The sequence below is a fragment of the Anaeromyxobacter sp. K genome (genome assembly GCF_000020805.1).
Lineage (GTDB): Bacteria > Myxococcota > Myxococcia > Myxococcales > Anaeromyxobacteraceae > Anaeromyxobacter > Anaeromyxobacter dehalogenans.
On record NC_011145.1, the window covers coordinates 2893912 to 2920522 of the forward strand.

Annotated in this window: 24 protein-coding genes; 9 read left to right on the top strand and 15 right to left on the bottom strand. The window is 77.4% G+C overall.

Features of this window, described 5'->3' with window-relative positions; translation table 11 throughout:
* The first annotated feature begins 37 nt into the window (after positions 1-37).
* From ANAEK_RS13030 to ANAEK_RS13040, 3 genes are all read left to right on the top strand, one after another.
* Positions 38-2341: a DNA internalization-related competence protein ComEC/Rec2 gene (locus ANAEK_RS13030; RefSeq protein ID WP_012526600.1), complete on the top strand. Its 2304-nt coding sequence runs from the start codon at positions 38-40 to the stop codon at positions 2339-2341.
* Positions 2342-2350: 9 nt separating this feature from the next.
* Positions 2351-2611 (top strand): hypothetical protein, encoded by a 261-nt coding sequence (locus tag ANAEK_RS13035; RefSeq protein ID WP_012526601.1) that lies wholly within the window; start codon positions 2351-2353, stop codon positions 2609-2611.
* Between the two features lie 122 nt (positions 2612-2733).
* Positions 2734-3552, top strand: coding sequence for an FHA domain-containing protein (locus ANAEK_RS13040; protein ID WP_012526602.1), 819 nt, complete (start codon positions 2734-2736; stop codon positions 3550-3552).
* Positions 3553-3720: 168 nt separating this feature from the next.
* On the opposite strand, the gene ANAEK_RS13045 is transcribed toward ANAEK_RS13040, so the two are convergent.
* The 12 genes from ANAEK_RS13045 to ANAEK_RS13100 form a co-directional block, all read right to left on the bottom strand.
* The gene (locus tag ANAEK_RS13045) at positions 3721-4128 is read right to left on the bottom strand and encodes a hypothetical protein (RefSeq protein WP_012526603.1); all 408 of its coding nucleotides are present in this window, start codon (positions 4126-4128) and stop codon (positions 3721-3723) included.
* A 179-nt stretch (positions 4129-4307) separates the two neighbouring features.
* Positions 4308-5234: a hypothetical protein gene (locus tag ANAEK_RS13050; protein ID WP_012526604.1), complete on the bottom strand. Its 927-nt coding sequence runs from the start codon at positions 5232-5234 to the stop codon at positions 4308-4310.
* 56 nt (positions 5235-5290) lie between these two features.
* Positions 5291-6589 (bottom strand): adenylosuccinate synthase, encoded by a 1299-nt coding sequence (locus tag ANAEK_RS13055; protein ID WP_012526605.1) that lies wholly within the window; start codon positions 6587-6589, stop codon positions 5291-5293.
* 133 nt (positions 6590-6722) lie between these two features.
* Positions 6723-7772, bottom strand: a complete 1050-nt coding sequence (hisZ, locus tag ANAEK_RS13060; protein WP_012526606.1) for an ATP phosphoribosyltransferase regulatory subunit — start codon at positions 7770-7772, stop codon at positions 6723-6725.
* A gap of 42 nt (positions 7773-7814) precedes the next feature.
* Entirely contained in the window at positions 7815-8570 is a 756-nt protein-coding gene (locus tag ANAEK_RS13065) for a hypothetical protein (RefSeq protein ID WP_012526607.1), read from the bottom strand.
* Positions 8571-8664: 94 nt separating this feature from the next.
* Positions 8665-10251: a phosphoglycerate dehydrogenase gene (serA, locus tag ANAEK_RS13070; protein ID WP_012526608.1), complete on the bottom strand. Its 1587-nt coding sequence runs from the start codon at positions 10249-10251 to the stop codon at positions 8665-8667.
* A 215-nt stretch (positions 10252-10466) separates the two neighbouring features.
* Positions 10467-11111, bottom strand: a complete 645-nt coding sequence (locus ANAEK_RS13075) for a TetR/AcrR family transcriptional regulator (protein WP_012526609.1) — start codon at positions 11109-11111, stop codon at positions 10467-10469.
* A 129-nt stretch (positions 11112-11240) separates the two neighbouring features.
* Positions 11241-13691: an LPS-assembly protein LptD gene (locus tag ANAEK_RS13080; RefSeq protein ID WP_012526610.1), complete on the bottom strand. Its 2451-nt coding sequence runs from the start codon at positions 13689-13691 to the stop codon at positions 11241-11243.
* 18 nt (positions 13692-13709) lie between these two features.
* Positions 13710-15077 carry an AMIN domain-containing protein gene (locus tag ANAEK_RS13085; RefSeq protein ID WP_012526611.1) on the bottom strand — a complete coding sequence of 456 codons (1368 nt, stop codon included), beginning with the start codon at positions 15075-15077 and terminating at the stop codon, positions 13710-13712.
* Between the two features lie 89 nt (positions 15078-15166).
* Positions 15167-16393, bottom strand: coding sequence for a folylpolyglutamate synthase/dihydrofolate synthase family protein (locus ANAEK_RS13090; protein ID WP_012526612.1), 1227 nt, complete (start codon positions 16391-16393; stop codon positions 15167-15169).
* Positions 16394-16434: 41 nt separating this feature from the next.
* A complete protein-coding gene (gene accD / locus ANAEK_RS13095; protein ID WP_012526613.1) occupies positions 16435-17295 on the bottom strand; it encodes an acetyl-CoA carboxylase, carboxyltransferase subunit beta in 861 nt (286 codons plus the stop codon).
* A 53-nt stretch (positions 17296-17348) separates the two neighbouring features.
* The gene (locus tag ANAEK_RS13100) at positions 17349-17996 is read right to left on the bottom strand and encodes a Crp/Fnr family transcriptional regulator (protein ID WP_012526614.1); all 648 of its coding nucleotides are present in this window, start codon (positions 17994-17996) and stop codon (positions 17349-17351) included.
* 363 nt (positions 17997-18359) lie between these two features.
* Here ANAEK_RS13100 and purM point away from each other — a divergent pair, with 363 nt between their 5' ends.
* From purM to ANAEK_RS13130, 6 genes are all read left to right on the top strand, one after another.
* Positions 18360-19397 carry a phosphoribosylformylglycinamidine cyclo-ligase gene (gene purM / locus ANAEK_RS13105; protein WP_012526615.1) on the top strand — a complete coding sequence of 346 codons (1038 nt, stop codon included), beginning with the start codon at positions 18360-18362 and terminating at the stop codon, positions 19395-19397.
* A complete protein-coding gene (gene purN / locus ANAEK_RS13110) occupies positions 19394-20071 on the top strand; it encodes a phosphoribosylglycinamide formyltransferase (protein WP_012526616.1) in 678 nt (225 codons plus the stop codon). The genes purM and purN overlap by 4 nt, the downstream gene beginning before the upstream one ends.
* A 139-nt stretch (positions 20072-20210) precedes the next feature.
* Positions 20211-21755 carry an NAD(P)/FAD-dependent oxidoreductase gene (locus ANAEK_RS13115; RefSeq protein WP_012526617.1) on the top strand — a complete coding sequence of 515 codons (1545 nt, stop codon included), beginning with the start codon at positions 20211-20213 and terminating at the stop codon, positions 21753-21755.
* Positions 21756-21820: 65 nt separating this feature from the next.
* Positions 21821-22042, top strand: a complete 222-nt coding sequence (gene rpmB, locus ANAEK_RS13120; protein WP_012526618.1) for a 50S ribosomal protein L28 — start codon at positions 21821-21823, stop codon at positions 22040-22042.
* A gap of 26 nt (positions 22043-22068) precedes the next feature.
* Complete coding sequence (locus tag ANAEK_RS13125) at positions 22069-22905, top strand: N-acetylmuramic acid 6-phosphate etherase (protein WP_012526619.1); 837 nt, start codon at positions 22069-22071, stop codon at positions 22903-22905.
* Positions 22906-22921: 16 nt separating this feature from the next.
* Entirely contained in the window at positions 22922-24550 is a 1629-nt protein-coding gene (locus tag ANAEK_RS13130) for a DUF6178 family protein (protein ID WP_012526620.1), read from the top strand.
* Positions 24551-24685: 135 nt separating this feature from the next.
* Here ANAEK_RS13130 and ANAEK_RS13135 read toward each other — a convergent pair whose 3' ends face one another.
* From ANAEK_RS13135 to ANAEK_RS13145, 3 genes are all read right to left on the bottom strand, one after another.
* On the bottom strand, positions 24686-24934 hold the full coding sequence (locus ANAEK_RS13135; protein WP_012526621.1) for a hypothetical protein: 249 nt from the start codon (positions 24932-24934) through the stop codon (positions 24686-24688).
* Between the two features lie 95 nt (positions 24935-25029).
* Complete coding sequence (locus ANAEK_RS13140) at positions 25030-26031, bottom strand: adenosine deaminase (protein WP_012526622.1); 1002 nt, start codon at positions 26029-26031, stop codon at positions 25030-25032.
* A gap of 52 nt (positions 26032-26083) precedes the next feature.
* Entirely contained in the window at positions 26084-26554 is a 471-nt protein-coding gene (locus ANAEK_RS13145; RefSeq protein ID WP_012526623.1) for a hypothetical protein, read from the bottom strand.
* Positions 26555-26611 lie beyond the last annotated feature (57 nt).

Below are 26611 nucleotides of genomic sequence, written 5' to 3' on the forward strand. Positions count from 1 at the left end.
GCGTCACGACCCGTGCGCCGGCCGTGGGGGCAGCCCGGTGACGCGCCGGCCGCTGCTCCTGCCCGCCCTCGGCCTGGCGCTGGGCGTCGGCCTCGGGCTCGAGGGCGCGGCGGTGCCTGCGGCCGCGCTGGGCGCGCTCCCGCTGGCGCTCGTCCCGCGCCTCGCCCCGCTCGCGTTCGGCGCGGCCGGCTGGCTGGCCGCCGCCTCCGCGCGCGTCCCGCCGGTCGCTCCGCCGGAAGGCGTCGTGGGCCTGCGGGGCCGGGTGGTCGGCGCGCCCGATCGCCTGGAGGACCGGGTCCGGTTCCCGCTCCGCACTCCGGGCGGCGCCCTCCTGGAGGCCTGGGCGGAGCCCACCCCGTGGCCGCTCGCGCTCGGCGACGAGGTGCGGTTCCGCGCCGTGCTCCGGGCGCCGGCCGGGCGCCGGAACCCCGGCGGCCGCGACCCGGGGGAGCGGCTGCGCGCGGGGGGCGCGGCGCTCGTGGCGCTCGCCGAGGGACCGGTGGTCCGCACCGCGGCGCCGGCGGCCGCGTCGCGGCTGGAGCGTGCCCGCGACCGGCTCGCCGAGGCGGCCGGGCGCTGGCTCCCGCCGGAGCAGGCGGCGCTGGTCCGCGCCATCGGCACCGGCGACCGCGCCGCGCTCGACCCCGCCGCGTCGGCGTCCTTCGCGCGGAGCGGCCTCGCGCACGTGCTGGCCGTGTCCGGCTTCCACCTCGTGGTGGTGGCGTTCGGGTTGGAGCGGCTGCTGCGGGCGCTGCTGCTGCGCAGCGACGCGCTGGCGAGCCGCGCGGATCCCCGGCGCGTCGCCGCCGCGCTCACCCTCCCCTGCGCCCTCCTGTACGCGCTCGCCACCGGCGCCGGGGCGCCGGTGGTCCGGGCCGCGCTCGCCGCGGCCGTCATCCTGGCCGGCGCGCTGCTCGACCGGGCGCCCGACCCGCTCAACTCCCTCGCGCTCGCGGCGCTCGCCGTCCTCGCGGCCGAACCCGCCGCGCTGCTCGACGCCTCCTTCCAGCTCTCCTTCGCGGCCGTGGCCGGGCTCGCCCTCTGGGCCACCCCGCTGCGACGCGCGCTCCCCGTCGCGCGGCCGCCCCCGGGCAGCTGGCGCGCACGGCTCGCCGAGCCGTTCCTCTCCGGCGCGGCCGCGACGGTGGCCGCCACGCTCGCCACCGCCCCGGTGCTCGCGTTCCACTTCCGCCAGCTCCCGCTGCTCGGGGTGGCGGCGAACGTGGTCGCCATCCCGCTCGGCGCCGCGCTCACCGCCCTCGCGGCCCTCGCCGCGGTGGCGGCCGCCGCGTCCCCGCCGGCGGCGGCGCCGTTCCTGCTCGCGGCCGGCCCGCTCGCCGCGGCGCTGCGGGCGGTCTCGGACGCGGCCGCCGCGCCGCGGTGGGGGGCGGTCGGGCTCGCCGCGCCCGGCGGATGGGCGGCCGCCGCGGCCACCGCGCTCGTCCTCGCGATCCCGGCGCTGCCCCGGCGCCTCCGCCTCCCCGCGGGCGCGCTCGCCGCGGCGCTGCTGCTCCTCCCCGGCCCGCTGCGCGCGGCGGCCGCGCGCGCGCGCGGCGGGCTGGAGGTGGTCTTCGTGTCGGTCGGCCAGGGCGACGCGGCGCTGCTCCGGCTGCCGGACGGGAGCGCGGTGCTGGTGGACGGCGGCGGCGCCGCGGGCGGTGGGCCGGATCCGGGCGCGCGCGATCTCGTGCCGCTGCTGCGCGACCTCGGGGTCCGCCGGCTCGAGGCGGTGTTCGTCTCGCACCCGCACCCGGACCACGTGCTCGGGCTGGAGGCGGTGGCGCGGGCCTTCCCGGTGGCCCGCGCGTTCTCGAACGGCGACCGCGGCGACGGCCCGGCGCGCGAGGTGCTCGCGGCGCTCCGGCCGATGCCGCTCGCGCCCGGCGAGGCCTGGGAGCGCGCCGGCGTCCGCTTCGAGGCGCTCGGCGGGGACCGGACGCCGTTCGCCGCGAACGACGCCTCGCTGGTGCTGCGCGCCACCTACGGCGCGACGTCGTTCCTGTTCCCGGGCGACGTCGAGGCGGCCGGCGAGGCGGCGGCCGTCGCGCGCGGCGGGCTCCGCGCCGACGTGGTGAAGATCCCGCACCACGGCTCGCGCACCTCCTCCACCGAGCCGTTCGTCCGCGCGGTCGGGGCCCGGTGGGCGGTGGCGTGCCTGGGGGCGCACAACCGCTTCGGCTTCCCGCACCCGGAGCCGCTGGCGCGCTGGGCCGCGGCGGGCGCCGAGGTGCTGCGCACCGACGAGGGCGCCGTCCGCTTCCTGTCCGACGGCCGGGCGGTCCGGCGCGCGGAGGCCGGCTCCGTGCTGGACGCCCTGGCCACCTGGCGGGAGCAGCCCTAGCTTCCGCGCATGAGCATCGAGGACATCGACCTGGCGGCGCTCGCCGAGCGCATCCAGCGCCACATCCCGAGCACCGAGCCGCCGGTCGGCTACCTGCGCGGCCGGAGCTACTTCCGCGACGTGGTCGCGAGCGAGCTGGGCTGCTCCGACCTCGAGGCCGAGGAGCTGGTGGACACGCTCGAGATGAACGGGTTCCTCCGCTTCCAGGGCGACCCGTCGGCGCGCTCCCGCGCCGAGAGCCGCTGGACGGTGGTCCCCGCCGGCCGCTGAGCCGCGGACGCCGGGGCCGCGCCGCGGACGGTCGCGGCCCCGGCGGGCCCGCGGGATCCCCCCGCCGCTGCGGCGATCCGCGGCGCCGGCCGGCTGGCACGCGCCGTGGAACCCGGGCGCGCATGCGCCACAGGCTCCACGCCCGGGCCCCCGGGCTCGAGGACGCACCCGGGATCGTCGTCGCGGCCGCGATGACGGCGGGCGGCTCCCAGGCGGACGGGATCGTCCTCGCGGGCCTTCCCCCCGCAGCGCTGCGGCTGCTTCCCTGCGAGGCCGGCGTGGTGGTGGAGCCCGCGGTGGCGGGTGCGCGCGTGGGCGGTCACCCCGTCCCACCCGGCGCCCGCCGGCTGCTCCGACCGGGCGAGCGCGCCACGCTCCTCGGCGCGGAGCTCGCGCTGGCGACGCCGGAGCCCGGCCCCGGGACGTCCGCGGACCACCGGACGCGCACCTGCGCGGCCGGGATCCTGCGCGCCGGGGCGGCGGGGGGGGCCGCCGCGGCGGGGCCGCACCTGCTCGTGCTCGACGGCGCCTCCGCCGGTGCGCGCCTGCCGCTCGGCCCCGATCAGACCCTCGGCCGGAGCCGTCGCGCCGACCTCCGCCTGCCGGAGGCGCAGGCGTCGCGCCTCCACGCGCGCGTCCGGGTCCGCGGCGGCGCGATCACGGTGGAGGACCTCGGGGCGAAGAACGGCCTGCGGGTGAACGGGGTGGCGGTGGAGCGCGGCCCCCGCGCGCTCGCGCCCGGCGACGAGCTGGAGCTGGGCGGCTGCGCGCTCGCGCTGGTGGTCCCGCCGGCGGCGCCCGGGCCGCCCGCCCGCGCGGCGCCGCCCGCGCCGGCCCGCCCTCGGGCGCGGGCGCTCCCGCGGCTGCCGCGCCTGCCGCGGCGGCTCGCGGCGGTGCTGCTGGCGCTCTCGGCGCTCGCGCTCGCGGCGGCCGGATCCTGAGAGCACGAGAACCCATCCCCTCCCGTCGCCGCGGCGGCCGATCCGCGTCGCATCGCGTCGTTGCTCCTCCCTCACATGCCGACGGGCATGCTCGGTCGTCGCGCCTCGCGCTGCTCGCGTCTCGACCGCCTGGCTCGGTCCGGGGATGGATTCACGCGCTCTGACGGGTCAGCGGCGCTGGAGCTGCGCACGCTCCAGCAGCAGCTCGAACAGCTCGCGGTGGCGCGCGAACAGGCTGGTGAACTGCACCAGGCCGCGGCGGGTGAACACGGCGTACACCCTCCCCGCCAGGCCGTCCTGCACCACGATCTCGACGATCTCGTCGAAGCGCACCGGCCGCACGCGCAGCGGCGTCGCGGCGACGATCCCGTCCGGCGTCACCGTGATCCAGGTCTTCCGGTACACGAACGTGAAGACCAGGAAGAACGCCACGAACGCGCCCGCGGAGAGCACCGAGCGCGCCTCCGAGCCCGGGGCGGCCAGGAGCACGACCAGCACGCCGGCCCAGAGCACGGCCGCGGCTGCGACCGCGATCCGGAGCGGCAGGCGGGTCCGGTAGGTCCGCGCCGTCTCCATGCCTCAAGTGTACGGCCGCGCGCGGAGCCCTGCCATCCCACCCGGCGCGCCGCCGGGCCGCCCGGGAGAGGTGCCCCCGGACGCTCCGGCGCGCGGCGCGCGGAAGCCCGCGGAACCCCGCGTGAACGTCCGTTCGCGCGCGCCCACCGGCGGCGGCGCTCCGCGAAGGGGCCGGGCCGTCAGGGCTGCGGCGCGGACGGCGCGGCGTCCGTCGTCGCCGGCGCGCTCCCCGCGGACGGCGCGGGCGCGCCGGGCGGGGGCGCCCCACCGGCCTCGACCGCCAGGCGGCGGGCGTCGGCGCTCGACGGGTCGAGCGCGAGCGCCTGCTCGGCCTGCGCGAGCGCCTGCTCCGCGTAGCGCAGCGCCAGGTACGCGCGGCCGAGCTTCACCCGCGCCGGCGCGCTGCCGGGGTCGAGGTAGACCGCGTCCTGGTACGCGAACAGCGCCGCGCGGTACTCACCTGCCGTGAACGCGCGGTCCCCCTGCGCGAGCTTCGCCACGGCGGCGGCGTTCGGCGGCGGCGGCTCCAGGCCGTCGCCGGAGGCCGGCGCCTCGGCGGCCGCCCGGTCCGCCGCGAGCGCGGCGCGGGTCGCCTCCAGCTCGGCCGCGGGCGCGCCGCCCGCCTCCGCCAGCCGCAGCTCGGCCTCGCGGGCGCGGACGGCCCCGGCGGCGTCGCCGGCGTCGCGCAGCGCCTCGGCGAGCGCGCGCCACGCGGCGGCGTCGTCGGGGCGGAGCCCGGTGCAGCGGCGCCCCGCCTCGGCGGCCCGGCCGGCCTCGCCGGCCCGCCGCGCCGCGACCGCCAGCCCGCACCAGGCCGGCGCCAGCTCCGGCGACAGGCGCGCCGCCACCGCGAACGCCTCGGCGGCGTCGGCGGCCGAGCCCGCCGCGAGCAGGAGCTCGCCCATGGCCGCGCGCGGCTCCGCCCGCTCGGGCGCGGCGCGCACCGCCTGGCGGTAGGCCTCGAGGGCGCCGGCGGCGTCGCCCAGCCGGCGCCGGGCCGCGCCCTGCGCCTCGAGCGCCGCCGCGTGCGCCGACGGCTCGGCGGCGCGCGCGATCGGCCCGGCGACGAGCGCGGCCAGCCAGAGGAGGAGGATGGGACGGCGCATGCGAGCCGGCACGGGCGCCCGCGGCCGGAGCCGGGGCGCCCGCCTGCGAGCGGCGATCAGCGCGCCAGGAACGGGTTCTCGACCAGGATGGTCTCGCCGCGGTCGGCGCCGACGGAGCAGCCGACGACCTTCACGCCGGCGAGCTCCTCGACCCGCTTCACGTACGCGCGGGCGCGCGGCGGCAGGTCGTCCCAGGTGCGCAGGTGCTCGAGCTTCTCGGTCCAGCCGGGCAGCTCCTCGTACACCGGCGTGCAGCGCTCGATGACCTCCGGGTCGCTCGGCATCTCGTCGAGGACCTTGCCGTCGAGCCGGTACCCGACGGCGATCTTGACCGTGTCGAAGCCGGTGAGGACGTCGAGCTTCGTCATGGCGATGCCGGAGAGGCCGTTCACCCGCACCGCGTAGCGGAGCGCGAGCGCGTCCAGCCAGCCGGTGCGGCGCGGGCGGCCGGTGGTGGCGCCGTACTCGCCGCCCAGCTTGCGCAGCCGCTCGCCGGTCTCGTCCTTCAGCTCGGTGGGGTACGGGCCGCCGCCCACGCGCGTGGAGTAGGCCTTGGAGATGCCGAGCACGTAGTCCACCGCGGTCGGCCCGAGGCCGCACCCGACCACCGCGTTCCCGGCCACCGTGTTCGAGCTGGTGACGAACGGGTAGGTGCCGTGGTCCACGTCGAGCATGGTGCCCTGCGCGCCCTCGAACAGGAGCGACTTGCCCTGCTGCAGCGCGCGGTGCAGCCAGATCGACACGTCGGTGGCGTAGCCGGAGACGCGCCGGCCCAGCTCGGCGTAGCGCTTCACCAGCGCCGGCTCGTCCAGCTCGAGCTTCGCCCCGAGGCGCGCCAGCTCCTCGCGGGCGAGCGCGGCGCGCTCCTTCACCTTGCGCGCGAGGCGCGCCTCGTCGAGCAGGTCGCGGATGCGCAGCCCGCGGCGGGCCACCTTGTCCTCGTAGGTCGGCCCGATGCCGCGGCCGGTGGTGCCGATCTTGCCCTCGCCCATGGCCTGCTCGCGCGCCACGTCGATGGCCTTGTGCCACGGCATGATCACGTGGGCGTCCAGCGAGACCACCAGCTGGCCGTCGTCCTTCAGCGCGCCCTTCGCCTTCAGCCGGTCGATCTCGAGGACCAGCACCTCGGGGTCGATCACCACGCCGTTCCCGATGACGCACGACTTCCCCGGGTGGAGGATGCCGGAGGGGATGAGGTGGAGGACGGTCTTCTCGCCCCCGACCACCAGCGTGTGGCCGGCGTTGTTGCCGCCCTGGAACCGCACCACCACGTCGGCGTACTGGGTCAGCAGATCGACGATCTTGCCCTTGCCCTCGTCGCCCCACTGGGCTCCGACGACGACCACGTTCGGCATGTTTGGCTCTCCCTGTCGGCGGGCCCACCCGGACGCGGGACGGCTGCCGTCCCGCGCCGCGCACGCGCACCCGTGGACCGGGCGCGGGCGGGACGCGCAGGTGCGACACCTTACCAGCCGGGCCCCGGATCCGCTAGCGCGGACGTGCGCGCGCGCGACCGCCGCGGGCGGACGCGCGCCGCGGCCGGACGCCGCGGCCCCGGCCGTTCACCCGCTCCAGCGCCTGGGTGGCGAACTCCAGGTCCACCGCGAAGCCGATGGCCGGCCCGGGCCGGCCGAAGCGGGCGAGCAGCCCGTCGTAGCGGCCGCCGCGCGCCACCGCGGCCCCGGCGCCGGGCGCGTACCCGGCGAACGTGATGCCGGTGTAGTAGCCGAGGCCGCGCGCCTCGCCGAGGTCCACCGCCACCTCGCGGACGCCGCGCCGCCGCGCGATGCGCAGCGCCGCCTCGGTCTCGGCGAGCGGCGCCGCCGCCTCCGGCACGGCGCGGGCGATGGCGCGCGCGCGGTCGAGCGCGCCGTCGCCGAACAGGCCGGCGAGCTGCGGCACCGCCTCGCGCGCCTCGGCGCTCCCCCGCCCCTTCGCGGCGGCCGCGGCGAGCGCGGCGCGGTCCTTGCGCGAGAGCGCCTCCCACGCCGCGGACCGGAGCCGCTCCGGCAGGCGCGCCGCCTCCATCACCGCCTCGGCGAAGCGCGCGTGCCCGACCTCGACGCGCGGCGCCTTCAGGCCCACCCGCTCCAGCGACCGCGCCAGCAGCACCAGCGCCTCGGCGTCGGCGGAGGCGCCGCCGGCACCCAGCAGCTCGACGCCGGCCTGGTAGACCTCGCGCGGCCGGCCCGCCCGCGCCTCGCGCGCGCGGAGCACCGGGCCGTCGTAGCAGAGCCGCGCGGGCGACGGCAGCGCGTCCGGGCGCGCCGCGTAGAGCCGGGCGATCTGCGGGGTGATGTCCGGGCGGATCGCGACCACCTCGCCCGAGCCCGGCTCGACGAACTTCATCACGTCGGCGAGCGCCGCGGGCGAGAGCCCCCGCTCCACCACGTCGAGCCGCTCCAGCGTTGGCAGGAACACGCGCCGGTAGCCGAAGCGGGAGAAGACGTCGTGGAGCTTGGAGGACAGCTCCGCCAGGTGCGCCGAGTGATCCGGCAGCAGGTCGCGGAGGCCGGACGGGAGCGAGAGGTCGAGCATCGGCGCCCGACTCTATTCGCTCCCGCCCGGGTTGCGAAGCGATCAGTGGTGGTACGGATCCGACGGCGGTGCGCCTGGGATCTCGGTCCGCGGCTCGCGGCCCGCCGGCGGGATGCGGGTCCCCGCGCCGAGGTCCGAGCCGTACGCGCCGGTCGCCCCCAGGCCGGCCGGGTGCTCGGCGCCGGCGCCCACGTCGTGGGTGCGGTGCACGGCGATGCGCCACCCGAGGCCGCGCCCGCGCTCGCGCCGCCGCGCGACCGCCGCGCCGGCGAAGCCACCCAGCAGGCCGCACAGCGCCGCCATGGCGCCGCCGCCCGCCGCCGCGGCCGCCGCCGCGCCGGCCCGGTCCGCCGACTGCTCAGTCTGCGCCGGCGTCGCGTTCGGCCGCACCAGGCCCATCTGCCGGAGCACGCCGGCGTTGCCGCTCGCCGAGGCGCCCGCGGCCATCGCGCCGGTGGCGAGGGTGCCGGTCAGGAACACCGCGCCCGCGAGCAGCCCGATGCACCAGACCATCACGCCGTGGAGGTTCGAGCCCGCCTCGTCGTACCGGCCGGCCATGCGCACCGCCAGCCAGGCGCCGAGCAGCGTCGCGACGAACGGGGTGAGGAGCGCCCAGATGGCCGCCCCGGCCCCCAGCGCGCCGGAGTCCGCCGGCTGCGCGGCGAAGCCGATCGCGCCGCCGATGAGCCCCATCACCACGTGGACGGCGAGCGCCAGCAGCACGCCGGCGATCACCGCCCCCCACGACAGGCGCGGCAGGATCCCCGCGCCTCGCTCCTCGATCTCGCTCGAAGCCATGTCATCCCTCCCGGCGGGGAAGAACCCGCCCCGGTGCGAAGATGGGGACCGGGACGGGCGGGCGGAAGGGCGGCCGCGGCGGCGAGGGCGCCGCTCACAGGTGGATCGAGCGGACCGCCCGGACGTGCGGGAGCCTGCGCACCTGCTCGAGGACCCCGGGAGCGGGCGCCGAGTCCACGTTCAGGAAGGCGAACGCGCGAGAGTGGTCGTCGAGCCGCGACAGCGAGATGCGCGCGATGTTCACGCCGGCCGCGCCGAGCGCCGTGCCGAGGTTGCCGACCACGCCGGGCGCGTCGTCGTTCTCGCACAGGATGACGTGGCCCTCCGGCACCGCCTCCAGGCGGAACCCGTCCACGCGCACGAGGCGGGCCTCGCGCTTGCCGTACACGGTGCCCGCGACCTGCGCCTCTCCGCCCTGCCCGCGCACGGTCACCGTGACCAGGCTGGCGTAGTCGTGGGGCTCGGCGGAGCGGACCTCGCGCACGGCGATCCCGCGCTCCTTCGCGACCGCCGGGGCGCTCACGTCGTTCACCGGCGTCTCGAGGTGGTGGCGCAGGAAGGCCGCCAGCGTGCGCGCGGCCAGCGGGCGGATCGGCGCGGCGGCCAGCTCGCCGGCCACCTCGACGGTGACCTCGCTCGGCCCCTGTGGCGCGAGCTGCGCCGCGAGCGACCCGAGCTTCTCGCAGAGCGGCAGGAACGGCGCGAGCTGGTCCATGATCTCCCGCGGGAGCCCCGGCACGTTCACCGCGTTCTTCACCACGCCGTGGTTCAGGTAGGCGGCGAGCTGCTCCGCCACCGCGACCGCCACCGCCGACTGCGCCTCCTCGGTGGAGGCGCCGATGTGCGGCGTGGCGACGAACCCGTCCAGCCCGAGCAGCGGGTGATCGGCCGGGGGCGGCTCCTGCTCGAACACGTCCAGCGCGGCGCCGCCCAGGTGCCCGGACGCGAGCGCGTCCGCGAGCGCCCGCTCGTCCACGATGCCGCCGCGGGCGCAGTTCACCAGGAGCGCGCCCTTCTTCATGCGGGCGAGCACCTTCGCGTCCACCAGGTTGCGGGTCTGCTCGGTGAGCGGGACGTGCAGCGAGACGACGTCGGCCTGGGCCCAGAGCGCGTCCAGCTCGACGCGCTCGACCCCCAGCTTGGCGGCGGCCTCGGCGGAGATGAACGGGTCGTAGGCGACCACGCGCATCTTCATGGCGAGCGCGCGGTCCACCAGCACCGACCCGATGTTGCCGATGCCGACCACGCCCAGCGTCTTGCCGGCGAGCTCGTGCCCCTGGAACCGCTTCTTCTCCCACTTGCCCGCCTTCACGCTGGCGGTGGCGGCCGGCACGTGGCGGGAGAGCGCCAGGATCATCGCGAGCGCGAGCTCGGCGACCGTGACCGACGAGCCGCCCGGCGTGTTCATCACCACCACGCCGCGGCGGGTCGCGGCGTCGAGGTCCACGTTGTCCACGCCGACGCCGGCGCGGCCGATCACGCGCAGCCGCGAGGCCTTCTCCAGCAGCTTCGCGGTCACCTTGGTCGCGCTGCGCACCGCGAGCGCGTCGTAGTCGCCGATGATGGCCTCGAGCGCGTCGGGCTTGAGGCCGACCTTCACGTCCACCTCGAGGCCGGCCTGCTTCAGGACGGCCACGGCCTCCGGGGAAAGGTCGTCGGACACGAGGACACGGGCTGCCATCGATCTCCTCCCGCCCGGGCTGGGGTGTGCACGCGGGCGTTCGCGTTGTCGGTCGAGCTGCGAGGGAGGAGGGACCTAGTGTCCGGCCACGGGCGCGTCAACGCGTCTTGACCCCCATCAAGAGAGATACCCCGGCGGGAAATGGCCTGGTCCCGGCCGGTTCGCGCGCACGCCCTGGCGCGGGCGTCGGCGTCGCCGGCGGGACGGCGCGGGCGCTACCGCCGCCGCAGCCCGGACAGCGCGTTGTCCACGGCCTGCTGCTTGACCCGGTCGATCTCGGCCTCGCTGCCGGCGGGCACGATCCCGACCACCATCGCCGAGACCGCCAGCTCGAGCGCGCCGAGCAGCCCCGCCGCGCAGATGACCGGGTCCGCGTCGGCGCGCAGCTCGCCCCGCGCCTGCCCCTGGCGCACCACGCCCGCGACCAGCTCCACCGCCTTCTCGAACGTCTCGCGGGTCGAGCCGGCGCGGAGGCCCTGGGGCGTGCGCGTGACCTCCAGGATCAGCACCCGCACCGCGGCGGGCGCGGTCTTGTACACGTCGAACACGAACGAGAAGATGCCGGCGACCTTCTCCTCCGCGCTCCCCGGGCCGGCGTCGATCGCCGCGAGTGCGTTCATGAAGATGGTCCACTGCTCGGCGATCACGCTCTCCAGCAGCTCGTCCTTGTTCCGGAAGTAGTGGTAGACGAGCCCGTAGGCGACCTCGGCGGCGCGGGCCACGTCGGCGATGCGGCAGCCGTGGTACCCGCGCTCCGCGAAGACGCGGACGGCGGCGTGCAGGATGGCGCGACGCTTCTCGGGCTCGGCCCGGCCGGCCGCGCCCGCGGAGGGCGCCGGCCGCGTTCTCGCTCGGCTCACCCGTTGATTCTTCGGTCGATCGCGGCCGCCCGGCAACCGCCGAATCCGCGGCGGCGGCGATTTACCCTCCCGGGATCGCCCGGCCGCGCACGCAGGGTGAATCCGGCCGGGCTCCCGCCCCCTGGCGCCTCAACGCACCGCGGCGCGCTCGCCCAACCGGGAGAGATCCACCGCGGCCGAGTACGACGTCTCGCCGCAGTCGTTCACCCGGACCACGAGGCGCGCCAGGAAGCAGCGGCACGGCGAGTTCCAGGTGACGCTCCCGGCGTGCTGCTGCACCTGCCCGGCGTCCACGCGGCGGGTCCCGGCGCCGCTGCAGCGCGCGACCTCGATCGGACGCACCGTGAACAGCGCGTCGTAGCCGAGCGTGGCGCCGCCGAGCACGCCGCGGAAGCCGGCGGAGCCCTGCGCGGAGGCGTCGATCGCCGCGGGCCGGAGATCGAACAGCGCGTCCACCCCGGCCATGAGCTGGCCGGAGGCGCCCGGGCCCACCGCGACCAGCCCGGCGCGCACCAGGTCGCCGCGCCGATCGGCGGCGGTGATCGACCCGTGCAGCTCGGTGAAGTGGTCGAGCCACGACGGGAACCTCGGCTCCGGCGCGGCCACCGCCCGCCCCTGGAACGCGAGGACGCGCCCGGACACCTCGGCGGTGACGGGGCCGCGGTGCGCCGCGGCCGAGAAGAACGTCTCCCCGGCGACGCCGCCGACGAGGTCGAGGTCCTGGCCGAGCTGGAGGCGCAGGCTGCCGCCGGGCCCGTCGAGGCGGCTCTCCACCGAGGCACGGAGCTGGCGGAAGGTGCCGTCGGACGCGGCGGTCAGCGAGCCGGCGGGCTGGCCCGCGGGCTGCGCGACGGACACCGGTCCGCGCTGCACGTCGTCGCCCACCCGGTCCCAGACGTCGTACGCGCGCAGCGGCAGCGCCCCGTCCTCCGACCCGAACGCCCGCGTGCCCGCGCGCAGCTCCAGCCGCGGCACGATCCGGTGGAGCACCGCGCCGTAGCGGCGCGACACCTCGGAGGACAGCGCGGCGCCGCCGACGCCCCAGGCCACCACCGCCGGCGAGCGCCCGGTGTCGAAGCGGTAGCCGAGCGCGGCGCCGCGCGCGTACGGCGTCACCGTCAGCGCGGACCCGAGCCGGAGCGGGGCCGCCAGCTCGGCGCGCGCGTCGAGCCGGCTCACGCCCTCGCGCGAGGTGGTGACGAAGCCGCGGGTGGCGCCGGGATCGCCGGCGGTGAACGTGGCGCCGGTGTCGCCGTTCACGGTGGCGTAGCGCGACAGGCCGAGCCGCCCGGAGACCTGGAACGGCCCGAGCGCCTCCGGGAGCAGCGTCGCCGCCAGGCCGGGCCAGCGGTGGAACGCGGGCAGGTCGGCGCCGAACGTGCCGTAGCCGGGCCGCGCGCCGGTGGCGTCCGGGTACCAGCCGGAGGGCGTGAGCGGCTGGTGGTACGCGGCGCCGCCCTCCACCACCAGCGCGTCGCCGGCGAAGGACGCGAGCAGCGCCGAGCGCCGGTAGTAGGCGCTGCGCAGCAGCAGGTCGCCGGTGGCGTCGCGGAACCAGACCGGATCGCTCGCGAGCGCCACGTCGGCGCGCAGCCGGCCGGACGCGCCCAGCCGCTGGCCGTGCGTGCCGACGATCCCGAGCCGGCCGCCGCCCGCGCCGCCCGGCTCCCGGTCCTGGTCGTCGATCCCGTGCAGCTCGATCTCCCCGGCCGCGTCCTCGGCCGGGGCCCAGCGCAGCTCGAGCCGGAGCCCCCAGCCGCGCACCGCCGGCTGCCCGTCGGCCACGTCGCCGCGCGCGCGGCCGAACAGGTACTCGGGGGTGAGCGTCGCGTCCGCGCTCCGGCCCAGCGTCACGAACACCGGCAGCGCGACCCCGAACCCGGTCGCGCCGGTGGAGGCCACCGAGGGGAAGAGCAGGCCGGTCTGCCGCTCGCCGAGCGGGAGGAAGATCCACGGCAGGATCAGCACCGGCACCGGGCGCTTCACGAACAGGAAGCGCGGGGTGACGTAGAGCACCGGCCAGGACAGGGTGGCGTGGTGCCCCGGCTCCACCTCCGCGCGCCGGGCGCGCAGCTCCCACGACGGCGCGCCGCCGCCGCAGTCGCACAGGGTCAGGCGCGCGTCGCCGAGGCGCAGGTGGCCGGAGCGCTCGCCCTCCAGCGTCGCGCCGGTGAACGTGGCCCGGTTGCGGCCCCGCCGGCGCGCGTCCTCGGCGCCGGTGGCGTCGCCCATCGCCACCGGCCCCTCCTTGAGGAAGGCCACCACGTGCTCGGCCTTGAAGCCGCCGTCCATCACGGCGCGCAGGCCGTCGGCCGCCACCGCCCGGGTCGCGTCGGTGAGCAGCACGTCGCCGACCGCGTCCACCTCGCCGGTGGACGGGTCGTACGAGGCGCTCCGGGCGCGCAGCGTCACCACCCCCCGCCGCAGCACCACCCCGCCCTCGAGCTGGTAGCGGCCGGTGTCGGCCCGGTACGTGACCGAGCCGGCCTCGACCGTCAGGTCCTCGGCGGTGGCGGGGATGGACGGCGGGGCGGACAGGGCGAGCAGCCCTGCCGCGGCGACTGCAGCGAGCGCGATCACGGGCGCGGGGCCTGGCGCCTACCGCGCCGGCGCCGCGGCGGTCTCGGCCGTGGCGGCGTCCGCTCCCGGCGCGGGCTCGGCCGGCGCGTCCGCGTCGGCGGCCGGCGCGGGCGGGGCCGCGGCGGCGCCCGGGCGCTCGAAGTCGATGGCCAGCGCGTCGCCCTCGATGCGCTGCTGGTAGGGCACCCGCTCGCGCAGCTTGATGTCGAGGACGTAGCTCGTGCCGTGGCGCGACGGGGTCACCAGGGCGACCGCCGACTTGAAGAAGGTCGTGTCGAGGAAGCGCAGGTCGTTGCGCCGGTCCGCCCGCGTGTTCTCCAGCTCGACGCGGATGACGTCCGGTCCCACGTCCTGGATGGTGAAGCGCGGCGGGACGGTGGTGCGAACGTACACGCGCGACGCGCCGGGGAGCTGCTTGAAGCCGATCTCGCGGACGTGCGCCACCGGCGCGACGCCGTCCACCCGCGCGGCGTCCGGCCGGGCCGCGGGCGCCGCCGCCACCGGGGCCGCGGCGACCGGCTCGGGCACCGGCTCGGCGGCGGCCGCGACCGGCGCGGTCGCGTCGGCGGCCGGCTCGGCCGCGGGGGAGACGGGCTCCGCCGGGGCCGCCGCGACCGCAGCCTGCGCCTTCGTCGGCTCGGCGGGCGCTGCCGCCTCGGCCGCCGCGCGCGCGTCCGCCTGGGCCTGCGCAGCCGCCCGCGCCTCCGCCTCGGCCCGTGCGCTCGCGTCCGCCTCCGCCTGGGCCCGGGCCGCGGCCTCGGCGCGGGCGCTCGCCTCCTGCGCGGCGCGCGCGTCTGCGGCCGCCTGCTCCGCGGCCCGCGCCTCGGCCTCGGCGCTAGCCTTCGCGTCCGCCTCGCCCTGCGCCTTCGCGCCGCCGTCCGGGGCGCCGCCCACCGCCGCGGCGACCGCCTCCGCCACGGTCGGCGCCGCCGCGGGCGCGGCCTCGGCCGCCGGGGCCGGCGCCGGGGCCTTCGCCACCGCCGCGCCCGGCACCGAGGGCTTCTCCACCTTCACCAGCAGCGTGCCGCCCGACTCCTCCAGCACCGGCGGCGCCACCTCCACCTCGAACGCGACCATGACGCGGGCGATCGAGGTCGCGTCGGAGCCGTAGGAGAGGTTCTTCACCAGCTTCACGGTCCCGTCGCCGACGCGGACGTCCTCCGGCACGCCCTCGAAGCGCGACTCGGAGAAGTCGATCACGAAGCGCGGCGGATCGGCCATGGAGAAGGTGGTGAAGCTTGGCTTGCGCGAGCCCTTCACCGAGAGCACGACCGAGGACCCCGCGTCGCGCACCTCCACCGCGGTGATGACGTTCAGGTCGACCGCCCGCGCGCGGGGGGCGGACGCGGCGGCGAGGGCGATCGCGAGGAGGAGGCGAAGACGCATGAGGGGGCTCCGCGGAAAGGTCGGCGCGAGGATAGCACGCGGTCCCCGGGCTCCGAAGAATTCCCCAGGATTTGCAGTCCGATATCCACCTACCCCGGCGCAGGAGCGCCGAGGAGCGCGCGGGCCTCGCCGACCAGGTAGAGCGAGCCCGCCACGCCCACCACCCCGTCCTCGCCGGCCGCGGCCCGCGCGCAGGCGATCGCCTCCGCGAGCCCCTCGTGCACGTCGGCGGCGACGCCGTGCGCCTCCGCGAGCGCGCGCAGCTCGGCGGCCGGGCGCGCCCGCGGGCTCGGCGGCGTGACGAGGTGCAGGCGGCGCACCGCCGGCGCCAGCGCCGCGAGCATGCCGGCGTGGTCCTTGTCGGCGAGCACGCCGAACACGAGCTCCACCGGCCGGCCCGGGTGGAGCGCGGGCAGCGCGGCGGCGAGCGCCGCGGCGCCCTGCGGGTTGTGCGCGCCGTCGAGCAGCACGCCGCCCAGCTCCTCCAGCCGTCCCGGCCAGCGCGCCCCGGCGATGCCGCGCGCGATGGCGTCCTCCGGCACGGCCACGCCCGCCCCCGCCAGCGCGCGCAGCGCGGCCGCCGCGAGCGCCGCGTTCGCGCGCTGGTGCGGCCCGCGCAGCGCGACCGGCCCGTCCCAGGCCTCGCCGGCCACCACGAAGGGCGCGCCCCGGCGGGCGGCCTCCGCGCGCAGCACCTCCAGGGCGCCCGCCGGCTGGGCTGCGTGCACCACCGCGGGCACGCCCGGCTTGAAGATGCCGGCCTTCTCGAACGCCACCCGCTCGACGGTGTCGCCGAGGAGCTGGGTGTGGTCGAGGCCGATGCGGGCGATGGCGGTGACCGCCGGGCGGATGGCGTTCGTCGCGTCGAAGCGGCCGCCCAGGCCGACCTCGATCACCGCGGCGTCCACCCGCGCGTCGGCGAGGTGCAGCAGGCCGGCCAGCGTGGCGACCTCGAAGTAGGTGAGCCGGTCGCCCTCCCCGCCCGCCTCGTGCCACGGGCAGGCGCGCCGCACCGCCTCCAGGGCCGCGGCGAGCGCGGCGTCGGAGATCTCCACCCCGTCGACCTGGATGCGCTCGTTGAACCGGACCAGGTGCGGCGAGGTGTAGAGGCCGGTGCGGAGGCCCGCCTCGCGCAGCGCCGCGGCGGCCATCGCGCAGGTGGAGCCCTTGCCGTTCGTGCCGCCCACGTGCAGCACGCGGTACCCGCGCTCGGGGTGGCCGAGCGCGTCGAGCGCGCGCTCCATGCGCTCGAGGCCGAAGCGCATGGCGAGCGGCTGGAGCGAGGAGAGGTAGGCGTGGGGATCGAGGGGCTTCACCGGCGGGCTCCGGGCGGCGCGGCCGCCCCGGCGTGCGGCGCTCAGCCCACCAGCGACAGGAGCTGGCGGAGCTTCTCGCGCATCTCCAGGCGCGGCACGATCGCGTCGATCATGCCGTGCTCGAGCAGGAACTCGCTGCGCTGGAAGCCGGGCGGCAGCTTCTCGCGGATGGTCTGCTCGATCACGCGCGGGCCGGCGAAGCCGATGAGCGCCTTGGGCTCGGCGATCACCACGTCGCCCAGCCAGGCGAAGCTCGCCGCCACGCCGCCGGTGGTGGGGTGCAGCATCACCGACACGTACGGCTTGCGCACCGAGCGGAAGCGGTGGAGCGCCGCCGAGGTCTTCGCCATCTGCATGAGCGAGAAGATGCCCTCCTGCATGCGCGCGCCGCCGGTGGAGCTGAACACGATGGCGGGGATGCGGCGCTCGTAGGCGCGGTCGAACACCCGCGCGACCTTCTCGCCCACCACCGAGCCCATCGAGCCGCCCATGAACTCGAACGCGAACGAGCCGAGCGACACCGGCTGACCGCCGATGGCGCCCACGCCGGAGATGAACGCGTCGCGCAGGCCCGACGCCTTGAAGGTGGACCGGAGCCGGTCGCGGTACTTCTTGGAGTCGGAGAAGCCGAGCGGATCCTGCGGGGTGAGCTCCGCGTCCAGCTCCTGGAACGAGCCCTGGTCGAGGACGAGGTCGAACCGGCGCCGCACCGGCAGCGCGTCGTGGTTCCCGCAGGACGGGCAGACGTTCCAGCTCCGCTCGTACTCGGCGCGCGGCACCACCTCGCCGCAGGCGTCGCACTTGTACCAGATGCCCTCGCCCTTCGCGGCGGGCGCGGGCTGGGCGGCGGGGGTGGTGGACTCCTTCGACTTCAGCTTCTTCTGCTTGGAGAACCAGGCCATGTGCTTTCCAGTCTAGGGCGCGAGCGCGCCCCGGGCGCGGGGGACGCACGCCGTCACGCGATGCCCCCGAACTGCGCCTTCACCTGCAGGAACTCGAGGAAGTGGCGGAGCTTCGAGACGTCCGGCACCAGGAAGCCGTCCGGGCGGACGGCGACGATCTTCGCCTTCACCAGCTTCGCCAGCGCCTCGTCGGCCTCCTCCGGCCGGACGCCCACCCGGCCGGCGAGCTCGCGCGGCGCCACCTCGATCTCGTGGCCGGCCGGGCCGCGGGAGGCCTTGTCCGCCGCGGTGACGAGGAAGTGCACCACCCGCGACGAGGCGTCCTGGAAGAGCAGGTTCGCGATCTGCTCCTCCGCCTCCTGCAGGCGGTCCGCCAGCTTCTTGACCATCCGGACGGCGATCTCCGCGTTGCCGCGGATCATCGCCTCGAACGTCGGGGCGTCGATGACCAGCAGCCGGGCGTCCTCCGCGCAGGTGGCGGTGGCCGATCGGGGCCGGTTGTTCAGGATCGACATCTCGCCGAGGAACTCACCCGGCCCCATCGACGCCAGGATCTTCTCGACGCCGCCGGCGGTCGTCGAGAGCGTCACCCGCCCCTGCTGCACCACGAACATCTCGCGGCCCGGCTCGCCCTCGCGGAACAGCACGCTCCCGCGCGGGAACTCCCTGCCGAAGCGCTGGAGGAGCTGATCGTCTGGCATGGGGTCGGGCGGCCGGCCGGCGCCGCCTCGCGTCGAGGCCGGCGTGCCGGGAGCCGAACGGCGGTCCTAGCCGACCTCGCGGAGGGCTGTCAACGAATCGCCCCCCGCCGGCGGGCGACACGTCGCGTCAGGGCGGCGGCGCCGCGCGGGCCGCTTTCTTGCGGGGTCAGAGGCCTCCGGTACGATGTGGGTGTCACCCTCAGAGAACCCGGGAACCTCGATGCGCCTGTCGGTCCTCGTCCTCGCCGCGGCCCTGCTCGTAGCGGTGGCCTTCTAACGGGGCTGCACCCCGCCCTCTTCGCCCCTGCGGCGCCCGGGCGCTCGCGGCTTGCAGCGGCCGCGCCGTCGCGGTAAGGCGCAGCCATGTCCCTGACCTACCGCGACGCAGGCGTCGACATCGACGAGGGAGACCGGCTCGTCGACCTCATCAAGCCGCACGCCCGGCCCACCCTGCGCCCGGAGGTGCTCGGCGGCATCGGCGGGTTCGGCGGGCTCTTCGCGCTCGACGTGAAGAAGTACCGCGAGCCGGTGCTGGTGTCGGGCACCGACGGCGTCGGGACCAAGCTCAAGGTGGCGTTCGCCGCCGATCGCCACGACACCGTGGGCATCGACCTGGTGGCGATGTGCGTGAACGACATCGCGGTGGTGGGGGCCGAGCCGCTCTTCTTCCTCGACTACTACGCCACCGGCAAGCTCAGCGCCGAGCAGGGCGCCCAGGTGGTGAAGGGGATCGCGGAGGGCTGCCGGCAGGCGGGCTGCGCCCTCATCGGCGGCGAGACCGCCGAGCTGCCCGGGTTCTACGAGCGCGGCGAGTACGACCTGGCCGGCTTCGCGGTCGGCTGCGTGGACCGCCCGCGCATCGTGGACGGCACCCGGGTGGCCCGGGGCGACGTGGTGATCGGGATCGCGTCCTCCGGCCTCCACTCCAACGGCTTCTCGCTGGCGCGCAAGGCGCTCCTGGACCGCTACCCGCTCGATCACCGCTTCGAGGCGCTGGGCGGGCGCACGCTGGCGGACGCGCTGCTCGAGCCCACCCGCATCTACGCGAAGGACGTGCTGGCCCTGCTGGAGCAGGTGCCGGTCCGGGCGTTCGCTCACATCACCGGCGGCGGGCTGCCCGGGAACGTGCCCCGCACCCTGCCCGACGGCACGCGGGCGGTGCTCGAGGAGCAGCGCTGGCCGCGGCCGGTCATCTTCGACCTGGTGGAGCGCGAGGGGCAGGTCCCGCGCGACGAGATGTACCGCACCTTCAACATGGGCCTCGGCCTGGTGGCGGTGGTCGCGCCCGGCGACGAGGCGGCCGCGCACGCGGCGCTCCGGGCCCGCGGGCTGGAGGCCTGGACGGTGGGCGCCATCGAGGCGGGCGGGCCCGGGGAGGCCACCTGCGAGGTGGTGCGGTGATCCGGCTCGGCGTCCTCGCCTCCGGGGGCGGCACGAACCTCCAGGCGCTGCTCGACGCCTGCGCGGCGGGGCGCGTGGACGCGCAGGTCGCGGTGGTGCTCTCCAACGTGCCGGGCGCCGGCGCGCTGGAGCGGGCGCGCCGGGCGGGGGTGCCGGCGGAGGTCCTCCCGTCGAAGGGCGTCGCCGACCGCGCCGCCTACGACCTCACGCTGGTCGAGGCGCTCCGCGCCCACCGCGTGGACCTGGTGTGCCTGGCGGGCTACATGCGCCTCGTCACGCCCGGCTTCCTCCGCGCCTTCGGGCCCGACGCCGCCAGCCGCGGCTGCCCGCGGGTGATGAACGTCCACCCCGGCCTGCTCCCGTCGTTCCCCGGCCTGCACGCCGCGCGGCAGGCGCTCGAGTACGGCGCACGGATCGCCGGCTGCACGGTCCACTTCGTGGACGAGGGCACCGACACCGGGCCGATCATCGCCCAGGCGGTGGTCCCGGTGCTGCAGGGCGACGACGAGGCCGCCCTGTCCGCCCGCATCCAGGCCGAGGAGCACCGCCTCTACCCGCAGGCGGTGCAGTGGTTCGCGCAGGGACGGCTCTCGCTGGAGGCGCGCAGGGTCCGGCTCGACCGCTGCGCGCCGCACGGCCCGTCGCCGCTGCGGAACCCGCCGCTGGAGGGCTGAAGGCCGGCGCCGCGCCGCGGCTGCGCGCGGCCGCGCTCCACCCCCGGTCGATCGGCTAGGCCGTGCGGGTGGGAACGTCCCTCGACCGCGGGACGAGATCGTTTGGCGCCCGGCCGGCCTCGACGTAGACTCCGCCGCCGTGGCGCAGACCTTCCGACCCCCCGCAACCCAGCGCATCTACGACGTCTGCATCGTCGGCTCGCAGCTCGGCGGCATCGTCGCCGGCGCGCTGCTGGCCCGGCGCGGCTTCCGGGTGCTGCACGTGGCCCACGACGACCTGGGCCCGAGCTACGTGGACGCCGGCTACGTGCTGCCCTGGGCGCCCGCGGTCATCCCCTCTCCGCGGCAGATGCCCGCCGCCGAGGCCGTGCTCGCGGAGCTGGGGCTCGCCACCGACGTGGGCCGGGCGCTCGAGCCGTCGGATCCCGACCTGCAGATCCTGCTCCCCCGCCACCGGGTGGACGTCTCGCGCGACGCGGCCGCGCTGCGGACCGAGCTGCACCGCGAGTGGGCCGGCGAGGCGGACGCCCTGGAGGCGGGCTTCGCCGAGCTGTCCACCCTCTACGAGTTCTCCGGCTTCTTCCTGAAGGCCGCGCCGCCGCTCCCGCCGGACGGGTTCGGCGAGCGGCGCGCCGTGAAGAAGGCGCTGAAGGTCGCCTCCAGCCTGCCCAACGCGCCCGCCGGCGAGGTCGGCGACGCGCGGCCCTTCGACGCGCTGCGCGGGCACGAGCTGGTGCGGAGCCTCGAGATCGCGCACCGCTTCCTCACCTACCTGGACGGCCCCCCCTCGCCGCTCTCGCTGGCGCGCCTGCTGGGCGGCGCGCTCCGCGGGACGCACCGGCTGGCCGGCGGCCAGGGGACGCTCCGCGAGATGATCCGCCGGCGCATCGCCGAGTCGCGCGGCGAGCTGAAGGGCGGCCCCGGCGAGCCCGCCAGCGCCGCCGGGCTGGAGCTGGACGGCGGCCGCATCGCGGCGGTGCGGCTGGCCGACTCCCCCGACGCGTTCGTGGCCCGGGCCTTCGTGCTCGCCGCCGACGCCGAGTCCATCCGCCGGCTGCTCCCGGCCGGCGCGGCCGAGGCGCGCGCCGCCCGCGTGCTCGAGGCCATCCGCCCGCAGCGCCGGCTCGTCTCGCTGAACCTGATCGTGAAGGAGGCCGCGCTCCCGCCGGCGCTGGGCGAGAACGCGATCGCGCTCCGCGACGCGGAGGGCGGCGACGGCATCGACAACGCCGTGTTCCTGCAGGTGCTCCCGGCCCGGCGCGACGGCAAGAAGGGCTCGGCGGACGCGGTCCCGGGCGAGCGGGTGGTCTGCGCCGCCGCGTTCGTGGACGCGGACACCACCTCGCGCGAGGCGCTGGCCGCGGCGTCGGCGCGGATCCGCGAGGCGGTCGCGGACGCGATCCCGTTCTTCGAGCGGCACCAGGTGAACGAGTCGTCCCCGGTGCTGAACGCGCCGGTCGGGCCGGAGGAGGCGGTGCGGCTCCTCACCCATCCGCTCTACGGCACCGAGCTCGAGTCCACGCTCGGCGTGACCGGCCTGCCGGTGCGCGCGCCGTGGAAGAACGCGTTCTTCGCCGGCCGCGAGGTGCTCCCCGGGCTCGGCCTCGAGGGCGAGTTCTACGCGGGCATCCAGGCGGCCGGGCACGCGGTCGCGGCGCTCGGGCGGCGGGACGTTCTGAAGTGAGCCCTTGCCTTTCGCGGGCCACTCTGTAATATCCCGCGCTCCTTTTGGTTTTCGGAGTAGAGACCATGGCACGCCGCTGCGAGATCTGTGGGAAGGGCCCGCTCGTCGGGAACACCGTCTCCCACGCCAACAACAAGAACAAGACGCGCTCCCTGCCGAACCTCCGCTCGGTCCGCGCCAACCTGGCCGGCGAGATCCGGCACATCCGCGTGTGCACGCGCTGCCTCAAGGCCGGCAAGGTCGTGAAGGCGGGCCGCGGGCGTCCGACGGCGTCCGCGCAGGCGTAACGAGGTTCCTGGGCGCGCGCGGCGGGATGCGCAGCCTCCCGGTCACCGAGGCGCCCCACCCCAGAGGCTCGGATCTCGAGCGGCTCCCCGCGGGCCGCCTCCTCGCCCGTCTCCACGAGGGCGACCGGGAGGCGGTGCGCGCGGTGGGCCGTGCCCTGCCTTCGCTCGCCCGCCTGGTCGAGGCCGCCGCCGCCGCGCTCGGCGCGGGCGGGCGGCTCGTCTACGCCGGCGCCGGCACGAGCGGACGGCTCGGCGCGCTCGACGCGGCCGAGTGCCCGCCCACGTTCGGCGTCTCCCCCCGCCGCGTGCTGGCGCTGGTGGCCGGCGGCCGCCGCGCGCTCACCCGCGCCGTGGAGGGCGCCGAGGACGACCGCGCGGCCGGCGCCGCCGCGGTGCGCCGCGCGCGCGCCGGGGCCCGGGACCTGGTCGTCGGGGTGAGCGCGTCCGGCACCACGCCGTTCGTGCTCGGCGCGCTCGAGGAGGCCCGCCGCCGGGGCGCCCGGACCGCCCTCCTCACCTCGAACCCGGCCGCCCGCGCCCGGACCGGCCTGCGTGTGGTGCTCGAGACCGGGCCGGAGCTGGTCGCCGGCTCGACCCGCATGAAGGCGGGGACGGCCGCGAAGATGGCGCTCGGGCTGGTGAGCACCGCCGCGTTCGTGCGGCTCGGGGCGGTGCGCGGGGGCCGGATGGTGGCGCTGGCGCCGGCCAGCGAGAAGCTGCGCCGCCGGGCGGTGCGCAACGTCGCGGCGCTCGCCGGGGTGGGCGAGGCGCGCGCCCGGAAGTTGCTGGAGGGGTGCGGCTGGAGCGTGCGCGACGCGGTGGATCGCGCGGCCCGGCCGAAGGCGCGCCCGCGCCCCCGCTGATCGAGGAGGAGGGACGATGGCCAAGGAAGAGAAGGCGCTCGCACCGGAGGAGCTCTCGCGCGCGCGGGCGGCGCTGGCCGCGGCGCAGGGGAAGCGGCGGCTCGACCTGGTGCTGGAGGCGCGGGATCCGCAGGCGCTGGTCCGCGCGCTGCCGGCCGACGAGCTCTACTTCACGATCCGGGACATCGGGCTCGGCGACGCGGCGCTGCTGGTCCAGCTCGCCTCGCCCGAGCAGTTCAAGACGTTCCTCGATCTCGACGCGTGGCGCGGCGGCGCGTTCGAGCCGCGCCGCGCCCTCCCCTGGCTCCGGATCGCCCGGGCCGGCGCGCACCTCGACCCGAAGGCCGCGGCGCGCTGGACGCGCAAGCTGGACGCGCTCGATCGCGAGGTGCTGTACCTGGTGCTGCGCGACGCGCTCCACCTGCACGACCTCGAGGAGGACCCGGATCCGGAGCTGGTCTCCGACCGGTTCATGCGGACGCCCGAGGGGCGCTTCGTGGTCGAGTTCCAGGTGGAGGGCACCGAGTACCTGGCGGTGCGCGGCCTGCTCGACGACCTCTACGCGCGCGACGCGTTCCAGGCGACCCGGCTGCTCTCGGCCATCCGGGGCGAGCTGCCCAGCGAGCTGGAGGAGACGGGGCTGCGATGGCGCACCGGCCGCCTCGCCGACCTCGGCTTCCCCTCGCTGGAGGAGGCGCTCTCCTGGTTCGCCCGGCCGCCGCGCGCGCCGGCCCGCCCCGCCGGCCCACCCCCGGCGCGGCCGCCCGGGTTCCTGCTGGCGACGCTCGGCGGTGGCTCGGCGCTGGATCGCGCCGCGGCGGCGCTCCCGGCCGGCGAGCGCGAGGTGCTGGAGCGCGAGATCGTCGCGGCGGCGAACGCGGTGCTGGTCGCGGACCAGGTGGACCCCTCCGACCTCCAGGCGGTGCGCGGCGCGTTCGCCGCCGCCCGCGCCATGCTGGAGCTGGGCCTGGCCCGCCTCGCCGGCGCCGATCCCGATCGCGCCGCCCAGGTGCTGGCGGAGACGCCGGTGAAGCGGCTGTTCCAGGAAGGGTTCGGGCGCGTCCTCGAGCTGAAGTGGCGGGCCGAGCGGCTGCTGGCGGGCGGCGGCGCGGGGACCCGCGCGGCGCCGCTGCTCGACGCGCCGCTGGGCGAGGCGGTGGCGTCGCTCGCCGCGAAGCGCCCGCGCTACTTCCCGGGCCTGGAGGCGCCGCGGGACGAGTGGGGCACGATGTCGGCCGCCGCGCACGAGCCGCGCCGGTTCCTCGCCGCGGCCGAGCTGGACCGGACCGCCGCCGCGCTCGACCTCGCCGAGGGGCTGGCCGGGCTCGCGCAGGCGCTGGGGCTCGCCGGCGGCCGCGCCGAGGGACCGCTCGCGCCGCGCCTCTCGACGCTCTACCTCACCGCGCTCGCCAACGAGCGGCTGGGCCGCGCCTTCCGGCCGGATCCCGTCGCGCGCGCGGAGCTGCCGGGCGCGGCGCGGGCGCTCGCCGAGATCGAGGACCCGCGGCTCGCCTCCGCCGGCCAGGCCGGCGCGCTGCTGCTGGAGCTGGCGCGGGCGCGCGCGGCCGAGCTGGCCCCGATCGCGGAGGGGGGCACCGCACGGCCCGAGCACCTCTCGGCGCTGCTGGTGCGCGACCCGGACTAGCAGCGCGCCGCGGGCGCCGTCCCCGCCCCGCTCATCCCGAGCCTTGCTCCGCCGCCGGCGGGGCGGCGTCGAGGGACAGGCGGAAGGGCACGGCCGGCACCGCCGGCCGCGCCCCTCCGTGGGGATCCGCCTCGGCTACTTCGCCACCGGGGCTGCCTCGGGGGCCGCCTTGTCGGTCGCCGTGTCGGCGGCCTTCGGGGTGGCCTTCTTCGCCGTCGCCTTGTGGTGCTTCTTGTGCGTCGCAGGCTTGGCGGCCGGCTTCGCGGCCTCCGCGGCGGCCGGCGCGGCCGGGGCCGGCTCCGCGGCCTTCGGCTCCTCGGCGAACGCGGGGGAGACGAGGCCGAGCACGGCGAGGGCCGAGACGATGCGCAGGATATTCTTCATTTGGGGTACCTCCGGCGCGGGGCCGCGGTCGATCCGCGCGCTCCCGCTGCGAGGACGTACGCGCGCGCCCCCGGCCGTATTCAACGCGCGCCTCGTCAGGGCAGCTCGCCGATGAAGGTGGCCTCCCGGGCCCACCGCAGGGCCTGGTCGATCTGCTCCTCCGCGAGCACGCCGGACTCGCGCAGCAGGCGCACCTCGGCGCGCATGTTCGTGTCGAGCAGGTACGGGCCGTCGGTGTTGATGGTGAACCGCACGCCGCGATCCCAGAAGCGCGCGAGCACCTGCCCCAGCTCCTCGATCGAACCCACCGCCCGCGTGGCGAGGTTCGAGCTGGGGCAGATCTCCAGCACCACGCCGCGCTCGCGGAGCAGGTCCATGACCTTCTCGTCCCGCGCCGCGCAGATGCCGTGGCCGATGCGGTGCGGCTCGAGCTGCTCCACCACCGCCCGGACCCCCTCGGCGCCGGTGGTGGCGGTCTCGCCGGTGTGCACGGTCGTCTTCAGCCCGGCGCGCCGCGCCCGCGCGTACAGCTCGCGGTAGCGCCCGACCTCCTCCGGCATCAGCTCGAGCGCGTGGCGCTCGGTGCCCGCCAGGTCGATGCCGACCACGCCGCGCCGCCGGTACTTGATGGCCTTCTCGACCAGGATCTCGTTCAGGTGCGCGGGGAACTCGCGCGCCAGGCAGAAGATGAGCCCGGCCTGCACGCCGTACTCGAGGACGGCCCGGTCCATCCCGCGCAGCGCGGCGTGGATGATGTGGTCGAGGTCGCGCTCGCCGCCGACGTTGCGCTTCATCGGGTTGAAGCGCAGCTCGATGAGCGAGACTCGCGACGAGCGGTACTCCTTGCCGATGACCTCGTAGACGCTGCGCTCCATCGCCTGCGGGGACGACTGGATCTTCTCGGTCCACTCGTGCATCACCGCCAGGTACTCGTCCAGCGACCGCACCTTCCCCGGGCGCGCCGAGATCAGCTCCTTGAACTCCCAGTAGCTCGCGACCGGCAGCTTGAAGCCCTGGTCGTGGGCGATGGACCACAGGATGTGCGGCGCCACCGCGCCGCCGACGTGGATGTGCAGGTCCGAGAGCTCGCGTGCCATCGGCCCGAGATACCGCCGCGGCGCGAGGCACGCCAGCGCTTCTCGGACGCGGCTACCCGTTCTCGTCCGGCGCCGACTCGCCGGGCGCGCCGAGCCCGAGGCCGCACTCCGGGCACTCCACCTCCCCCGCGCCCTGCACGGCGAAGCGGTGGCCGCAGGCCGGGCAGGCGATCTCGCCGCCGGCGTCGAGGTCGATCCCCTCGGCGCCGCGCGCCGCCGCGGCCGCGGCGTCCGGGTCCTCGAGCAGGCCGGCCCAGTCGCGCCGCAGGAACGCCTGGGCGCGCTCCAGCTCGTCGCGCGGGACGTACAGGTTCCACAGCGGGTGGTGCGCCTCCTCCGGCCGGCCCGGCGGGACCTTCTCCATCTCCGGCGCGAGCCCCTCCGCCTCCAGGAGCGACATGACCTCGCGCACCGACGCGTAGCCGGAGCGGGTGAGCACGGCGAGGCCCTCGGCGGCGGCCTCGCAGGTCACGCAGCGCCCGCCGTCGGCGAGCGGGGTCGAGCAGGTGGTGCAGCGCTCCATGGACGCCTCCCGCGGCCCGGGCTCCGGGCGCGGCCCGATGATACCCCGGGCGCGGGA

What these genes read in the sequence shown, in the direction of transcription:
- hisZ (WP_012526606.1), bottom strand. Translation starts at nt 7,772, where the DNA reads ATGCTCGACCTCTCGCTCCCGTCCGGCCTCCGCGACCTGCTGCCGGAT.
- rpmB (WP_012526618.1), top strand. Translation starts at nt 21,821, where the DNA reads ATGGCACGCCGCTGCGAGATCTGTGGGAAGGGCCCGCTCGTCGGGAAC.
- ANAEK_RS13035 (WP_012526601.1), top strand. Translation starts at nt 2,351, where the DNA reads ATGAGCATCGAGGACATCGACCTGGCGGCGCTCGCCGAGCGCATCCAG.
- ANAEK_RS13085 (WP_012526611.1), bottom strand. Translation starts at nt 15,077, where the DNA reads ATGCGTCTTCGCCTCCTCCTCGCGATCGCCCTCGCCGCCGCGTCCGCC.
- purM (WP_012526615.1), top strand. Translation starts at nt 18,360, where the DNA reads ATGTCCCTGACCTACCGCGACGCAGGCGTCGACATCGACGAGGGAGAC.
- ANAEK_RS13065 (WP_012526607.1), bottom strand. Translation starts at nt 8,570, where the DNA reads ATGGCTTCGAGCGAGATCGAGGAGCGAGGCGCGGGGATCCTGCCGCGC.
- ANAEK_RS13045 (WP_012526603.1), bottom strand. Translation starts at nt 4,128, where the DNA reads ATGGAGACGGCGCGGACCTACCGGACCCGCCTGCCGCTCCGGATCGCG.
- ANAEK_RS13125 (WP_012526619.1), top strand. Translation starts at nt 22,069, where the DNA reads ATGCGCAGCCTCCCGGTCACCGAGGCGCCCCACCCCAGAGGCTCGGAT.
- ANAEK_RS13145 (WP_012526623.1), bottom strand. Translation starts at nt 26,554, where the DNA reads ATGGAGCGCTGCACCACCTGCTCGACCCCGCTCGCCGACGGCGGGCGC.
- ANAEK_RS13040 (WP_012526602.1), top strand. Translation starts at nt 2,734, where the DNA reads ATGCGCCACAGGCTCCACGCCCGGGCCCCCGGGCTCGAGGACGCACCC.
- ANAEK_RS13050 (WP_012526604.1), bottom strand. Translation starts at nt 5,234, where the DNA reads ATGCGCCGTCCCATCCTCCTCCTCTGGCTGGCCGCGCTCGTCGCCGGG.
- ANAEK_RS13140 (WP_012526622.1), bottom strand. Translation starts at nt 26,031, where the DNA reads ATGGCACGCGAGCTCTCGGACCTGCACATCCACGTCGGCGGCGCGGTG.
- accD (WP_012526613.1), bottom strand. Translation starts at nt 17,295, where the DNA reads ATGGCCTGGTTCTCCAAGCAGAAGAAGCTGAAGTCGAAGGAGTCCACC.
- ANAEK_RS13130 (WP_012526620.1), top strand. Translation starts at nt 22,922, where the DNA reads ATGGCCAAGGAAGAGAAGGCGCTCGCACCGGAGGAGCTCTCGCGCGCG.
- ANAEK_RS13100 (WP_012526614.1), bottom strand. Translation starts at nt 17,996, where the DNA reads ATGCCAGACGATCAGCTCCTCCAGCGCTTCGGCAGGGAGTTCCCGCGC.
- ANAEK_RS13135 (WP_012526621.1), bottom strand. Translation starts at nt 24,934, where the DNA reads ATGAAGAATATCCTGCGCATCGTCTCGGCCCTCGCCGTGCTCGGCCTC.
- ANAEK_RS13055 (WP_012526605.1), bottom strand. Translation starts at nt 6,589, where the DNA reads ATGCCGAACGTGGTCGTCGTCGGAGCCCAGTGGGGCGACGAGGGCAAG.
- serA (WP_012526608.1), bottom strand. Translation starts at nt 10,251, where the DNA reads ATGGCAGCCCGTGTCCTCGTGTCCGACGACCTTTCCCCGGAGGCCGTG.